Origin of the sequence: Joostella sp., assembly GCF_048266025.1 — a bacterium.
Taxonomy (GTDB): Bacteria; Bacteroidota; Bacteroidia; order Flavobacteriales; family Flavobacteriaceae; genus Galbibacter; species Galbibacter atrarenae.
The window spans coordinates 204,543-221,677 of record NZ_JBLXAF010000005.1 but is presented as its reverse complement, the minus strand read 5'-3'; the positions used below and the strand labels follow the sequence as shown (position 1 = coordinate 221,677).

Annotated in this window: 7 protein-coding genes; 5 read left to right on the top strand and 2 right to left on the bottom strand. The window is 32.7% G+C overall.

Annotated elements, in window-relative coordinates; all coding sequences use genetic code 11:
* Positions 1 to 144: 144 nt before the first annotated feature.
* Positions 145 to 4,224: a hybrid sensor histidine kinase/response regulator transcription factor gene (locus tag ACN0TY_RS10785; RefSeq protein ID WP_417444496.1), complete on the bottom strand. Its 4,080-nt coding sequence runs from the start codon at positions 4,222 to 4,224 to the stop codon at positions 145 to 147.
* Between the two features lie 234 nt (positions 4,225 to 4,458).
* On the opposite strand from ACN0TY_RS10785, the gene ACN0TY_RS10780 reads away from it, so the two are divergent.
* From ACN0TY_RS10780 to ACN0TY_RS10760, 5 genes are all read left to right on the top strand, one after another.
* Positions 4,459 to 7,509, top strand: a complete 3,051-nt coding sequence (locus ACN0TY_RS10780) for a SusC/RagA family TonB-linked outer membrane protein (RefSeq protein ID WP_417444495.1) — start codon at positions 4,459 to 4,461, stop codon at positions 7,507 to 7,509.
* Positions 7,510 to 7,518: 9 nt separating this feature from the next.
* Complete coding sequence (locus ACN0TY_RS10775; RefSeq protein ID WP_417444494.1) at positions 7,519 to 8,994, top strand: RagB/SusD family nutrient uptake outer membrane protein; 1,476 nt, start codon at positions 7,519 to 7,521, stop codon at positions 8,992 to 8,994.
* Between the two features lie 402 nt (positions 8,995 to 9,396).
* Positions 9,397 to 12,603: a glycoside hydrolase family 2 TIM barrel-domain containing protein gene (locus ACN0TY_RS10770; protein WP_417444493.1), complete on the top strand. Its 3,207-nt coding sequence runs from the start codon at positions 9,397 to 9,399 to the stop codon at positions 12,601 to 12,603.
* Positions 12,604 to 12,620: 17 nt separating this feature from the next.
* Positions 12,621 to 13,778, top strand: coding sequence for a glycoside hydrolase family 43 protein (locus ACN0TY_RS10765; protein WP_417444492.1), 1,158 nt, complete (start codon positions 12,621 to 12,623; stop codon positions 13,776 to 13,778).
* Positions 13,779 to 13,796: 18 nt separating this feature from the next.
* A complete protein-coding gene (locus tag ACN0TY_RS10760) occupies positions 13,797 to 15,245 on the top strand; it encodes a sulfatase-like hydrolase/transferase (protein WP_417444491.1) in 1,449 nt (482 codons plus the stop codon).
* Positions 15,246 to 15,413: 168 nt separating this feature from the next.
* Here ACN0TY_RS10760 and ACN0TY_RS10755 read toward each other — a convergent pair whose 3' ends face one another.
* On the bottom strand, positions 15,414 to 17,012 hold the full coding sequence (locus ACN0TY_RS10755; RefSeq protein ID WP_417444490.1) for a sulfatase: 1,599 nt from the start codon (positions 17,010 to 17,012) through the stop codon (positions 15,414 to 15,416).
* Positions 17,013 to 17,135: the final 123 nt, after the last annotated feature.

The window sequence follows — 17,135 nt, the reverse complement described above, 5'->3', positions numbered from 1 at the left end:
AAGCTCTCTACCTTCTTAAAACCCTATTTAACGGGTCTTAAATAAGAATCTAAAGCTGCTATTGTTTTGACCCCTATAATATAAGTAATTTGTGATGCCTAAAGGTATTTTCGTAAATATATAAATTACTTCTAGGTTAAATTTTTATTCCTTAGACTGTAATTCTGATGGGAGCTGATCAAATTCCTGTTTAAATATTTTTCGGAAATATTTAGTACTATTAAAACCTACCTCATAAGCCGCTTGTGAAATGGTAAATCCTTCACTTTCTATTAAATAGGCTGCTTTCCTTATTCTAACCTGCCTTATGTATTCATTACTATTCATTCCTGTAATCGCCTTAATTTTTCTGAAAAGAGATGACCTACTCATACCTATGCTTTTGGCTATAACATCGACGCTAATTTCTTCCTTTTTAAGTTGCTCTAGAATTGTTTCTTTCAATTGATTTAGAAATTCTTGCTCTTTATCAACTAATTTTTCATCTTTTGCGGATAGTACTTTATTTGATTTATTGGAGAAATGATTCTTTAGAATCATTCTATTATTTAAAAGATTTTTAACTCTCGATTTTAATATTTTAGAATTAAACGGTTTTGTAATATAATCATCAGCTCCAATATTAAATCCAAGATTCATGCTCTCTTCATTATCTTTCGCCGTAAGTAATATGATAGGAATATGAGAAGTAGCATTATTTTCTTTTAATGAAGCACAAAGGTCAATTCCAGACTTTTTGGGCATCATTACATCAGAGATTATTAGATTAGGAACAAGGTCAATTGCTTTTTGAAGACCTTCATTTCCGTTTTTTGCAAATATTAGGTTATAGTGTTCAGAAAAAATATTTTGTAGATATTTAAGGATGTCCAAATTATCGTCAATTAATAATAAGACTTCTTTTTCATCATCATTTTTACTATCTATAAATTTAAAATTAGTTTCTTTTTCGTTAGTTACAGGATTCCAAACTTCATTTATTAATAATTCTGATTTTTCAATCTCATTAGGACTACTTTCTTTACAAATAATGGCATTTTTAAAAAGCTCTTTATCTCTTGGAATGGATACTATAAAGGTCGTGCCAACGTTTAGTTTGCTTTCAACAGTAATGGTACCCGAATGCATTTGCGCAAAATTTTTGGATAATGCTAAACCAACCCCAGTACCTTTTTTAGAGATATTACTTCCAGATTGATAAAACCAATCGAATATAAGTGGGATATCTTTTTTTGAAATACCTTTTCCAGAGTCTTCGACTTTAATGTAAAAGTTTTGCTTATCTGTATTTAAGCTAATGGTGATTTGATCATCAGCTTCGCAGTGTTTTAGAGCGTTTGAAATAAGATTATGAACAATAATTTCAATCTTTTCTATATCAATCCATGCTTTTAAATCTCCATTATCAGATTTGAAGATTAGCGTGATTTCCCGTGATTTTGTTAGTGGCGTATAATAACCTATAATAGTCGAGATACAATTATAGATATTATATTTGTGAATATGAAGTTGATTATGGCCTATTTCTGACTTCCTAAATTCTAATAGTTTATGGATTGATTTATATAAGTAATTAGAGTTTTTATGGATTAATTTCACATTTTCTAAATTCTTAGGATTCTTAACATTAAATAGTAAATCCTGGATTGGATTCATTATTAAAGTAAGCGGTGTTTTTAGTTCGTGAGAAAAACTTGTGAAAAATTGGATTCTTTCAATATTTAAGTCATTTTCAAGTTGTCTTTGTTTTTTCTCAAATAGCAGCAGGTTTTGTAATTTAATGCGTTCATGATAATACCTGAATACGCTCCAACATATACCTGCAAGAATTAAAAAGTATAGTAAGTAAGCCGGTGTAGTTTTCCAAAAAGGAGGATTAATGGTTATGAGTAATTCTTTGACTATCTCATTGTTAAGTCCTGTTTTTCCTTTAATCTTAAGAGTGTAATGCCCCGGTGGTATATTGTTTAAATTTAATGTATGTGCATTTTTTAGGTTTACCCAATGATCTTGATAACCTTCCAAAATATAAGAATATGTGATGTTAGAAGAAATTGGATATTTCAAGATTGAGAAGTCAATTGAAAATTGACTTTTATCATGATTTAAATAAATATGTTTTTTAAAAGCTATAGACTCATTTAGGATTGCTTTTTCATCTTTTTGTTCAACAGTGATAGGTTTATTAAATATATTTAAACCTTCTAATACAATAGTATATTTTGAATTGGATTTAAACAATTCTGAAGGGATGAACGTATTTAGTCCTTTATTTCCACCAAAATATAAACGTCCATTTTTAGTGATTAAACCTGCACCTAAGATAAAATCGTTATTCTTAACATTGTCAAACATGTTAAGATTGTCGATTTGATGATTTTTTAAATTGTAGCGACTTATTCCTTTTAAAGTCCCCAACCAAGCTGTTTTTTGATTCTCAATAACAATACTATTTATACTATTGTTACTCAAACCGTCCAGTTCTGTAAAATTTAATCCGTTGCCATTTCTGTTTATTCTAACTAAACCATTATATGCTGTTCCTGCCAAGATATCTCCGTCGGATAAGATTTCAATACTAAAAATCACATCGCTAGCTAGCTTACTATTTCCTTTATTATAGCTTGTTACTAAATTATTTCTTTGGCTATATTTTAGGATTCCATTACCATGTGTAGCTAACCAAAGTGCACCATCTTTATCTTCTTCGATATCTCTGATGTCAATTTTTCCAAGCTTTTTTATATATATAAATTGGTCGAGATTTTCATCATATTTATACAATCCACCCCTGTTTGTCCCTGCCCAAATATTGCCGCTGTTATCTTCGAAGATTCTCCTTACGTCACTCCCTTGTTCTCTAGTACCTGATAAATAATGTTTAAAAGTACCTGTTATCGGATTTAAAAGATTGATTCCATCTTGATAAGTTCCTACCCAAAGGCGTTTATTACTGTCTTCGCAAAGAGATAATATGTAATTATTACTTAAGCTATTTTTATTATTCTCATCATGATTAAAATGCTTATACTTTCCAGTATTGGGGTCAAATAAATCTAACCCACCACCATCGGTACCAATCCATATTTTACCATTGTAACTTTCGGCAATAGCACCAATCCTATCATTACTCAGACTTTCTTTGTCTGCAGTTTTCTTTTGTAATAATTGTACTGGGTCTCCCTGAGTATTTACATAATTTAAACCTGTACTCGTACCAATCCACATCCCCCCGTCGCGATCTAATTTTAAAGAAGAGATGGTTCTATTATAAATACTAGAACCATCTTCTCTAGGTAGAAATTTTCTGATAAATGTATTAGATTTTTTTTCAAAAAAATCTGATACATTTAGGATGTTTAATCCCCCATTTCGGGTACCAATCCACATTTGATGATTGTTATCTTCCTGAAAAGATAATACCTCATTATCGCTTAATCCATTATTAAATGTATCTCCTTTATTAATTTTTATAACCTCTCCTTCTTTCGTTATAATATCAATCCCTTGTTTGGATCCTATCCAGATGTTATTATGCTGGTCTTCATAAATACAATTTATTGTTTTTAGTGAAGCTAACTTTTTAGTTAGGGGGGAGTTTATTACTTTTTTAGTTTTATAATTGATTTTATTTATACCATCGTTTCGAGTACCTGCCCACAAAACGGAATCACTTTGCATCTTAAGGGATATAACATTGTTAGAAGAAATCGACTCTGAGTTGTCCTTTTCTTTACGCAGGGCTATTTTACTTTCGCCATTTTTAAAAATATGAATTCCATTCTTATAGGCTCCTATTAAAGGGTTCCCTTTTTGATCAAAATCAAAACAGTTGCTACTGTTATTTATAAATTCAAAACTTTCTTTTTTTTGATCATAAGATACAAGTCCATTGTCTGTAGCGAGAAATAAATTTCCATTTTCATTAAGCTTAAGCTGGTAGATGGTATTAAAACTTATAAGATTTGAATCATTTTTTCTAAACTTTTTAAACTCCTTACCATCATATCTATTTAATCCATCAGAAGTAGCAATCCATATAAATCCTAATGAATCTTGTTCGATATCATATATCACATTATTTGACAAGCCAGATTCTATATCAAATAAGTGAAATTTTAATCTTTCGTTAATGGTATTTGGATTAGAGTTTAAATTTTGATTGTAGCCTATTTGAACAAAAATTAAGTGAAATATTAGGAGTAGTAGTGTAGGGAATCTCATTAATTAGGAGGTTACGATATATATGGCAAATTAATTCAAAAATTATTACAATGCTATTAATTAGGCTCTTAAATTTGATATTTGACCTATTTAGGCCCCTTTTTTTGTCAATTTACACCCTGAATGTTAATCATAAATTCTTCAATTTTGAAAATCAAGATCTAGTTAAACCACTCTTATAGAGTGATTAATTGATTATTCTAAAAAAAACATAACTAACTTAATTATTAACTTATGATTAATTCACCAAAGTTAAAGTTGCTCTTTTTTAAAAAGAGAATTTTATTAATATTCTTTTTCCTGTGTGGTTTTATACCTATTTATGGACAATCTGTAAACATAACGGGAATTGTAAAAGATGCAGTTGGAACTCCCTTACCAGGAGTTAATGTAATAGAGAAAGGAACATCGAATGGTGTTGCTACTGATTTTGATGGAAATTTTAGTATTTCCTCTAATAATAATGAACCAATACTTGTCTTTACATATTTAGGATTTACTAAAAAAGAGATTGCTATTAATGGACAAACAAGTTTTAATGTAGTACTAGAAGAAGATTTAAATCAATTAGATGAAGTTGTTGTTGTTGGATATGGTACTCAAAAGAAAGGGGATTTAACAGGTGCTATTGCCACAGTAAAAGAAGAAGATTTTTCTCCAGGTGTTAATAGTAATGCAAGTGATTTATTGAAAGGTACTGCATCTGGGGTCTCGGTTACTTCTGCTAGCTCTGCCCCAGGAGATGCACCTGTTGTAAGGATTAGGGGTGCAGGTTCTATTAATAGTAGTAATGGTGTGTTATATGTTGTAGATGGTTTACCAGGAATTAGCCCTAATGATTTAAGCCCAGGAGATATTGAAAGTATTGAGGTATTGAAAGATGCATCTGCAGCAGCAATATATGGTACTAGAGCAGCGAACGGAGTAATCTTAATTACTACCAAAAAAGGTAAGGAGGGAAAAGCTATTTTCAGTTATAGCACTTATACAGGTATTCAAGATGTTCCAAAAACAATAGATGTTCTCGATGCAACCGATTATAAAAAAATGGTTAATCAGAGGCTAGAGTTTAGAGGAGATGAATTAGCTTATTCAGAAGAAGATATTTTAGGCACTGACGTTAGTACCAATTGGCAGGATGAAATTTTTAGAACGGCTTTTGTTAACAATCATCAATTATCAGCTTCAGGAGGAACTAAAACTGGGAGTTATTATGTAGGTCTTAATTATTTTGATCAAGATGGAGTAATTGACAATACAGGAACACAGAAATATAATATAAGGACGAATATTGAGTCTGAACCTTTAGAGGACTTGAAAATGAGTTTTGGAATAAATTATACAGAGGAGACAATAAATTCTGCATATAGTCAGGGTGCTGATGGGGGGCTTATAACGAGTGCGATTAGAGCAACACCAATAGTCCCTACAGGAATTGATGCTGAAACGGGGAGATTTTACGATGTGATTCCAACAGCTCAAGATAATCCTCTAGCGTTTATATATGGAAGAGATGATGAAAATGTACGAAGAAGGTTTTATGCTACCTTCAATACAGATTATGAGATAGTGGATAACCTGACAGCAACTTTGCGTTTAGGAGCAGAATCGAATAATAGCAGAAGAGATGTATACAGTAATAGATTATCGAATGGAGGACTCGCAAATGGAGGAATCGCCTCCATATCTACTGGAGAGTCTAGACATTGGTTAGTGGAGACCTTATTAAAATATGAAAACACATTTTCTGAAAAGCATGATTTTTCTGTTTTAGGAGGAGCAACATGGGAAAAGTTTGATAATAAAGGTTTTGGAGGTAATGTTCGAGGTTTTATTTCGGATGTACTAGGCTCGAATAGCTTACAAAGTGGAGATGGTGATGAAGGAGATAATTTATCGAGTTCTAGAACTGTAAATCAGTTGAATGGATTTCTGGGAAGAATGACTTATAGTTTTGATAACCGCTATCTTTTAACGGCATCTTTTAGAGTAGATGGTTCTTCACGTTTTGCTGAAGATAATAAATATGCATTTTTCCCATCAGCTTCTGTAGGATGGAGAATAGATCAAGAAAAGTTTATGGAGAATACAGATTGGATAAATCAATTAAAAATTAGAGTTGGGTATGGAGAGTTGGGAAATCAAGGAATTAATAACTTTGAAACTCGACAAACACTTGTGCCAGGTGGTAACTCTGTATTTGGAGGTAGTGTTGTACAAGGTGTCGTTCCTGCAAGATTACCAAATCCAGACCTTACTTGGGAAACTACATCAGAAACAAATATAGGTTTTGATTATGGTTTCTTAAATAATAGAATATCAGGGTCTATAGATTATTTTTATAGAGTTACTGCAGACCAACTTTTTAATAAACCACTACCGTCTACCGTAGGTTTTGGATCCGTTAGAACTAATATAGGGGAAGTTCTTAATACGGGTATTGATTTTAGTTTGAGTACTAAAAACTTCGTTAAAGAGAACTTTAACTGGAATACAACTCTAAATCTTTCTTATTTAAAAAATGAAACATTAGAATTACCAGATTTTACAGAGCAGATAATAGGAGGGAATGCTGGTAACTTTATAACAGGATATTATATAATAGAGGAGGGAAGTCCTATGTTTTCTTATTACGGATATACTATTGAGGGACTTTTTCAAGAAGGAGATGATATAGCAAATACACCAACGCCTACTGAAGGTTATAAACCAGGTATGCCTAAGTTTAAAGATGTTAACGGAGATGGTACTATTAATGCTGACGATAGAGCTATTATAGGAAATCCATTTCCTAAATTCAGTTATGGTGTAAGGAATACATTCGGCTTTCATAATTTTACCTTAGATGTATTTATTTATGGAGTAGAAGATGTAGATACTTTTTCTAATGATATAGCAGAGTCTATCTATCCTGTAAACACTACAACTAATACAATTTCAAAGTATTATGATGATCGTTGGACTCCAGATAATACAACAACCTTGATACCATCTGGAGAAGATTACAGTTTATATGCAGGAGGATATGCAGTGAATAATTTAACTGTTGTGGATGCATCTTACGTTCGTTTAAAAAATGTGACACTTGCATATCAAGTTCTTTTAAATAATAGCTTTATATCAAGTCTTAAATTATTTATAGCAGGTGACAATTTAGTTACATGGACAGATTTTGAAGGTTATGATCCAGAGGCGAGTGTATCAGGAGGTAGTGTTAGCGCAAGATCATATAACAGTTATCCTTCTAGTAGAGTTTTTAGATTAGGTTTAGATATTAAATTTTAAAAATACGGAATGAAAAAATATATAACAAAAATAGCTATAGGGTTAAGTTTATTTACCTTTTTTGGGTGTTCAGATTTTCTAGAGGAAGAAGTTTACACCCAGTACGATCCAAACTCTTTTTTGCAAGATCAAGGAGGTGTAGATGCTTTGTTGACAGGTGTATATGCACAAACGCAAACATCTGGTTTCGCTGCGAGAAACTATTACCAAATATTAAATGAGTTTAATACAGATATTTCTTTTGAGTCAGATGGAGGTTTAGAACGAAGTGTTTTACCTATTCAGAGATTTGAATTGAACCCTTCAATACAATATATAGATAATGAGTATTCAAAATATTATACAGCTATATCGAGAGCAAATAGTGTATTAAATGTAACTGTTGATCTTGAGAATGTAGAATTAGAAACAATTGAAGCTATAAATGCAGAGGCAAGATTCTTGAGGGCATATTCTTATTACATACTTCATGGGCTATTTGGACCAACACCTATTATAGAAATACCTGTAGGTGCTAGTTTAGATGAAATTGAAAGAATAGGTAAAGAAACCCCAAGAGCAACAGAAGAAGAGTATAGAGATTATGTTGAAGCAGATTTATTATTTGCAGCACAAAAACTTGAATCAGGAGCAATTGCGAGTAAAGCTAATAGGGGTAGTGCATATGCATTATTAGTAAAGTTTTATCTAAATAATAAGGAATGGGAAAAAGCAGTAGATGCTTCAAATCAAGTGCTAAGCATGGGATATGAACTTTATAACGATTATCCTAAAATGTTTTCCGTTAATGGAAAAAACAATAAGGAGTATATATTTATGACAGAATGTTTGGTAGGTAGTAATCAGACGAATTTTTATATGGCACATGCTTTTCCTCCTGAGTATGTCAGGCAATCAAATTGGGGTTATTACGGTGCTCAGTATAGAGTTTATACTGATTTTTACGAGTCTTTTGAAGAGAGTGATACTCGTCGTGAACCATTTTTAGCAAAGTATACAAATCCAAACAATGGTAATGTAACTTTATATAATAGAGATGAAGTTGGAAATGCCTTAAATAATGTAAGGAGCTTTAAATATGAGCCAGATCCGGATGCCTTAGGAGTAGGTCATGGAAATGATATACCTATTATTCGTCTAGCTGATATTATTTTGTCAAAAGCAGAAGCGTTAAATGAAATAAATGGTCCAACTCAAACTTCTTTAGATTTGATTAATCAGATTAGAGAGCGGGCAGCATTAGAACCAGCTAAACTATCTGACTATGCTACTAAAGAGGGGTTGAATGATTTAATTTTATCAGAAAGAGCAAAAGAATTTTATGACGAAGGTCTAAGACGAGAAGACTTAATAAGACATGGGAAATTTATTTCCAAAGCAATAGAAAGGGGTTATGCTGCAAAACCATTCCATACTTTGTATCCAATTCCTCAAGCTCAGATAGATAATAATCCAAATTTGGATCAGAATCCAGGATACAACTAGCGCATAATAAGAAAAGATACTTTATTTAGATTGATAGTTAATGTTCTTTGTTTTACAATCGTCTTAATCGGCGGTTCTAAAACAAAGAATATTTTAAATATTAGTATTGAAGCAAAGGAGATGATATTTTTGCTTAAGCCGACTTTGAATCTATATCACGATTTTGAGTATCTATTTCTTGGAAACGGTATCCATAGAAATGTTACTTGAATAGGGAAGTATTATTAGAGCTACTTTTAATATGCTATTCATTTATAAATAAGAATTTTTTATTCTGAATAGCTCTTATTATAACGATTTTAAACGTGGAGGGAAAATATTATGAAGGGATATTTATCTATAAATATCTTATTATTCCGCTGCAGCGATACCAAGAAAGAATCTACTATAAATTAATGAAACATGATAAATTTTACTGTTAAGAATGTATGGGCTATTTGCTCAGTACTCTTAGTCTTAAGTTGTAATAATCAAGAGGTGAAACCAACGTATACGGCGGAGAAATGGGAGAATCCAGCGTGGGAAAACCCAGAGATATTTCAAATAAACAGAGAGAAACCTACAGCTACGTTTTATAATTATCCAACTATTGAAGATGCCATTAAAAAGCAGGGTTGGACAACATCTCCCTTTTATAAATCCCTTAACGGTACTTGGAATTTCTACTATGCAGATAGCGTTCAAGCAAGGCCTGCAGATTTCTATAAAGAAGATTTTGATTTAAGTGGTTGGGATACTATTCAGGTGCCTTCTAATTGGGAAATGAAAGGCTTCGGAACACCAATTTATACCAATGTTGAATATGTTTTCCCTAAAAATCCTCCTTTTATTCCCCATAACCTTAATAATGTAGGGAGCTATAAACGCAATTTCACAGTAAAAGATACATGGCTAGAAAAAGATGTATATCTCCATTTTGAGGGTGTAAGCGGCGCTATGTATGTATATGTAAATGGTAAAAAAGTAGGATATAATGAAGGAAGTAAAACCCCTGCGGAATATAATATTACAAAGTATCTTAAAGAAGGAGATAATCAAGTTGCAATACAGGTTTTACGTTGGTCAGATGCTAGTTATATGGAAGATCAGGATTTTTGGCGACTTAGCGGAATTGAGCGTGATGTATATTTGATTGCCCAAGATAAGGTAGCTATAGATGATTTTAAAATAGGAAGTAATTTAATAAATAACTATAAGGACGGGGCTTTTACAATAGATATATCATTGAAAAACACTACGAATCTTTCAAAAAAGCAGACTGTAAAAGTAGCACTTAGAGATAAAGATAAAACGATACTAAGCTTTGATAAAGTAATTAACATTTCTCCAGGAGAAGGCATGGTGTCTTTTGGAGGAATTGTTAAAGAGGCAAAACATTGGACTGCAGAAACACCAAACTTATATAATGCAGTTATAAGTTTGGTAGATGAAGAAGATGCGGTAAAACAAGCTACAAGTGTAAGCGTAGGTTTTAGAAACTTAAAAATAGAAAACAATCAATTTCTAGTGAATGGTGAGCCTGTTTTGATAAAAGGAGTAAACCTTCATGATCACGATGAGTCATCTGGTCATGTTATTACAGAAGAGCTTACTATGGAGGATTTAAAATTAATGAAAGAAAATAATGTAAATGCAATCCGTTGTAGTCATTACCCTAAGAATTCTTTCTTTTATGATTTATGTGATAGATATGGTTTTTATGTAGTAGATGAAGCAAATATAGAAACACACGGTATGGGAACTACCAATCAAGGCTTGGATAATAATAAAGAGGCTCAAGAAATTCACCCTGCGTATCGATCAGAGTGGAAAGCAATGCATATGGACAGAACAATTAGAATGTTCGAAAGAGATAAAAATCACCCATCGATAGTTACATGGTCGTTAGGAAATGAAGCTGGTAATGGAAAGAATTTTTTCGCAACCTACGACTGGCTTAAAGAGAATGATACTACTAGACCTGTTCAATATGAAGGTGCTACACATTATGAAAACACAGATATTCAAGCACCGATGTATATGCGTATTCCAGCAATGATAGCATATACTAAAAATGACCCCAAAAGGCCTTTGATTCTATGTGAGTATGCCCATGCAATGGGAAATAGCTTAGGGAATTTTCAAGACTATTGGGATGTTATCGAAACGTACGATGTTTTACAAGGAGGATTTATATGGGATTGGGTAGACCAAGGAATACTCGCTAAAACAGAAGAAGGAAATAATTATTGGGGGTATGGAGGTGATTTTAATGCTGCGAATATTCAGAATGATGCTAATTTTTGTTTAAATGGAATCGTAAATCCAGATAGAACGCCTCATCCAGGCCTAATAGAATTAAAAAAAGTATATCAAAATATATCTTTTCAAGATTTTAATATTAACAGTGGGCAATTAGAAGTTAGCAATGGATACTTTTTTACTAATTTAAACAAATTTAATTTTAGTTGGGAGCTTTATAAAGAAGGCGAATCAATAGCTAAAGGTAAAGTAGCAGCAATTGATGTAGCTCCGCAAAGTACTAAGATTTTAAAACTAGATTTACCACAGTTAGAGGTGGCTTCGAATGAATATCAGCTTCAAATTTATGCTAAAACTAATTCGGAACAACTCTTACTTAAAATAGGAGAATTATTAGCAAGTGAAGAATTTGTTTTCGGATCTTATACTCCTGAAGTTATAAAAAACTCTAATGCTATTATTTCTGCAACTAAAGAGCAAGATAGTATAGCTTTTAGCACAGGTGCGTTAGCAGTTAAGTTTGATGTTAAGTCAGGAAAGCTTACGAGTCTAGATTACGGAGAAGGGAATATTCTTATAAAAGGTATTCAGCCAAATTTCTGGAGAGCGACTACGGATAATGATTACGGGTTTAAAATGCCTATAAAGTTTGGCGTTTGGAAGGGGGCTTCTGATAATCAAAATTTAATATCATTTAAAGTTAAATCTAAAGAGAAAGAGGTTGTTATAAATAATACTGATAAAATAGATGTAGGTGCTGAGGTACTAGTAGAAACCATATTCGAACTACCAAAGAAAGTTGGTAAAATAACCATTACATATACCATAGAAGCTTCTGGTACTATTATGGTAGATAATGTTCTTTCAGAAGTAAAAGAGGAGCTGCCTAATATACCTCGTTTCGGAAATAATTTCATTCTTACTAATCAATATAACAATGTGAGTTGGTACGGTAGAGGGCCTCAAGAAAATTACCAAGATAGAAATACTGCTGCTTTTGTTGGTACATATGATGCTAGAGTTGAAGATTTATATTTTGCTTATGCTAGACCGCAAGAAAATGGTTATAAGACCGATGTTCGTTGGGTCACCCTTACCAATAACAATGGAAATGGGATAAAAGTTTATGGAACTGAATTGATTGGATTTAGTGTGCATCATCAATATAATTCTGATTTTGATTCTGGAGTCGAAAAGCAACAAAGACATATGTCTGATATTTCGAAAAGAGAATTAGTAAATCTTAATATTGACGCTGCACAAATGGGTGTTGGAGGAGATAATAGCTGGGGAACTCAACCTCATGAAAAATATCAAATTCCAGCAAAAACTATTGAGTATACATATTATATCACGCCGTTAAAATAAATAAAATGCTATTTAAGATGAATATTATATATAGAAGTAACGCTACAAAGAAGAAATTTTTAGAAATTCTGATTTTTCTAATATGTGTAACGGTTTCTTTTGGGCAAGAAAGATATAAGAGTTTCAAACCAGGAGAATTATGGGAAGACACAGATGGGGTTCATATAAATGCACATGGAGGTGGAATTTTATTAGTTGATGATACTTATTATTGGTTTGGAGAGCATAAAATAGCTGGGAGTGAAGGCAATAAATCAATGGTAGGAGTACGGGTTTATTCTTCTGAAGATTTATACAACTGGAAAAATGAGGGAGTAGCCTTAAAAGTTGAAAATGACACGACTTCTATGCTACAAAAGGGAAGTGTTATAGAACGCCCTAAAGTAATTTATAATAGTAAAACTGACGAATATGTGATGTGGTTTCATCATGAGTTAAAGGGAAAAGGATATGATGCAGCGCTTACAGGTGTTGCAGTTTCTAATAAGATTACTGGACCATACAAGTACCTAAATAGTTTTAGATTACACCCAGGTGTATGGCCAAAAAATTTCTCAAAAGCACAAAGAGAGCAAGCGGCTAGTTATGCAGAAGATAAAGACCTGAAATGGGAAGAGCGTTCTAAGCATGGCGTATATTTTTTAAGAGATTTTGAAGTGGGGCAAATGTCTAGAGATATGACGCTCTATAAGGATGAAGGCGGAACAGCGTATCATATTACTGCATCAGAAGAAAATGGTACGTTATTAATTTCTAAATTATCAGACGATTATCATTCGCTTTCAAAGGAATATGTTAGAGTTTTTCCTGGAGGGAATAACGAAGCTCCAGCAATTTTTAAGAAAGCTGATAAATATTATATGATCACTTCGGGCTTAACAGGATGGGACCCTAATCCAGCAAGGTCTGCAGTAGCAAATAGTATGTTCGGCCCGTGGGAGTCTCTTGGAAATCCAGTTAGGGGAACTGAAGAGCAAGTTAAAACTACATTTAAAAGTCAGAGCACACATATTCTTCCAGCACCTAATAAAGATGGAGATTTTATTTTCATGGCAGATCGATGGACCCCTAACAACCCGATTGATGGTAGGTATTTATGGTTACCTATAGAATTTGAAAATGAAAAGCCAATTATAAAATGGTACTCTGAGTGGGATTTAGATTTCTTTAATTAAAGTTATAAAGTAAATAATATGAACAATAAGTGGATTAAATGTTTTTTGCCTAGCTTAGCTCTTATAGCTTCGTGTAACGGAACTGTTAGAAAGGAAAAAGAGCAGTCGGCTATTAATATCAACAAAGAAAGTATTGAAGTGAGTCCTAATATAATTGTAATCCTTGCAGACGATGCGGGTTATATAGATTTTGGATTTATGGGAAGCGAAGATTTAAAGACTCCTAATATTGATAAAATAGCTAATAGAGGAGTTAAATTCACCGATGCTCACGTTAGCTCCACGGTTTGTGCTCCCTCTAGAGCCGGACTAATTACGGGGAAGTACCAACAACGTTTTGGTTTTGAAGCTAATGGAACAGGTGGTTTAGGCTTGAGTGATGATGTAGAGACAATTGCAGATGTTTTTAAAGAGAATGGTTATAACACCTATGCTTTAGGGAAATGGCATTTAGGAGGAGATAATTCTGATCATCCTAATCAAAGAGGATTTAATGAATTTTACGGTTTTTTAGCAGGAAGTCGCTCTTACTTTCCTATAGAAAATCCAAGTAAAGATGTTATGTTACAACATAATGGAGATCGAGTTGTTTTCGATGGGTATATGACAGACATTTTGGGTGATCAATCAGTTAAATATGTGGAAGAGAGTGGAGATAAACCATTTTTCATGTATTTATCTTATAACGCTGTTCATACACCAATGCATGCCAAAAAGGAAGATTTAGAGAAATTCAAAAATCATCCACGTAAAGAATTGGCAGCAATGACTTGGTCATTAGATGAAAATGTAGGGAAATTGGTGAGCAAATTAGAAGCACTAGGAGAATTAGAAAATACGCTAATTTACTTTTTAAGCGACAATGGAGGAGCTCATAATAATCAGTCTAAAGCGGGACGACTTAAAGGGTGGAAAGGAAATGAATTTGAAGGTGGTCATCGAGTTCCTTTTGTTATCAGTTGGCCTAAAGTATTAAGCAAGGGTGAATCTTTTGACGGACTTACTTCTTCATTAGATATTTTTGTAACCTCGCTTGCTGCAGCTAATATCGAAAAACCAAAAGATCTTGATCTAGATGGAATAAACTTACTCCCATTTCTTAAAAATGAAAAGTATGGGGATCCACACGATCAACTTTTTTGGAAAAAATTAGAGAATTCCGCTGCTAGGGTAGGAGATTATAAAATTATTAATTTGGATGATTATGGATCTGTTATGTACAACCTATCTGATGATATAGGAGAAACAAAAGATTTATCAAAAATTGATCCAGATAAGTTTAAAAAACTCTTAGGTGTTTACAATAATTGGAAAATCGGTTTAATGTCACCTTTATGGAGTGAAGGGAAAGAATGGATGGATGTTACGTACCATATTCATAAGCAACTTATGGAGAATAAAGAGGTAAATTATAAAAGTATATGGGATAATGGTTTTAAGGAAAGGCCTGCGAATGAGCGCCATTGATGTCTTTATTCCGTAAATTATTGTTTACTCAAAATTTTGGATACTGTCATCTGATAAAATGATTAAGTTAAAAAAGTAACAAGGGTTGTAATCCTAGTTGCTTTTTTAACTTAAAATCTTAAATACTTCGCGGGATAGTATCGACTTTTTAGAAATAGAAAAACATTTCTATTTTGCTGTTAAGCCTTGTTCTTCAAGTATAGGCTTCATTATAGGTTCGTTCTCATCAGTATCTTTATATTCTTCTCTGAGTTTAATTAATTCTTTTTTCATCTCTTCAATTATAGATGTATATTCTTTGTCATTAATAGCATTATGAAGTTCTTTAGGGTCTTTTTTAAGATCATAAAATTCCCATTCTGGAGTTGTACTTTTTTCAGAGGTTCCAGACTTCTTTAGTCCTTGTCCGTAAAAGAAAGCAAGTTTATAGCGGCTATTTCTGATTCCGAAATGTGAAGGCCTGTCTGGAGTATGTAACCAATACCTGTAGTACATCTCTTTTCTCCAGTCTTTTGGAGTTTTCCCTTTTAGGTTGTTTCTAAAACTTGTTCCTTGGATAAATTCGGGTTTTTCAATTCCTGCATAATCAGCAATTAGAGCAGAGAAATCGATGTTTAAAATAATATCATCTATACGTTTTCCACCTTCGAGTTCTTTAGGATATCTAATTACAAAAGGCATCTGAAGAGACTCTTCATATATAAGGCGTTTGTCAAAAAAGCCATGTTCTCCCAAGAAATAACCTTGATCTGCAGTGTAAATTACAACTGTATTTTCTGCTAGTCCTTCTGCTTCAAGATAATCTAATAGTTTTCCAATATTATCATCGATAGCAGCGCCACTTCTCATATAGTCTTTTACAAATTTCTGATATATTTTCTTTCGAGTTTCCACGCTATCTAATCCTTCTAAAGGGTATGGAAGTCCAGGATAAGAAGTCCAAAAATTTTCAGGATCTACAGTCGCTTGATGCCATCTGTTTCCTAATTTTTCCAGCTTTTGTCCTAAGAAAGTTCTTCCTCCGTTGCCTTTTCCGAAGTCAAGTAAAGAAGCTGGTTCAGGAATTTCTTGATCTGTGTATAAGTTATTAAATCTTTCAGGATAGTCAAAAGGCTCATGAGTGGCTTTAAAGCTACAAAACATAAAGAATGGTTTCTCAGGGTCTCGCTCTTTTAAATGATTTATAGTGAGGTCTGTAATAACATCAGTAGAGAAACCTTTATATTTTTTTCCTTTAGAACCATCAGCTCCATCCGTCCAAGTCTCTTTGGTTTTTAAAACTGGATCCCAATATTTTCCTTGCCCAGGAAGGACATTAAAATAATCAAATCCTTCTGGTTGTTTGTCTAAATGCCATTTACCAATAATAGCTGTTTGGTATCCGTTATTTGTTAGTTCTCTAGCGATATTAGGATGCCCTTTAGGTAGAGGTTCTCTGAGTGTATAAACTTGATTTATTTGGCTATATTGACCAGTGAGAATACTTGCGCGGCTAGGGGAGCAAATAGAATTGGTACAGAAAGCATTATTCAAAACAACACCTTCATCAGCGAGGCGTTTAATATTATCATTTTTCACGTAATCTTCTAAGATACCACCGTAGATTCCCCATGCTTGAGAAGTGTGATCGTCTGAAAGGATAAATAAAATATTAGGTTTTTTTTGCTCTGAGTCTGTAGTATTGTTGTCTTTTTTGGAGTTGCTACAAGCTGCTGAAATGACTGTTATTACTAAATAATATAAAATTACCGAAATTTTTTTTATCATGAAAAAAAGTATTTTGATTGGTTAGGGTATTCAATATTAAAAGTTTTTATTTTACGAACAAAGGATTTCAAAAATTAAATATATTACGAATTATTTCTGATTGAGTATGCGGGCTCTATTAAT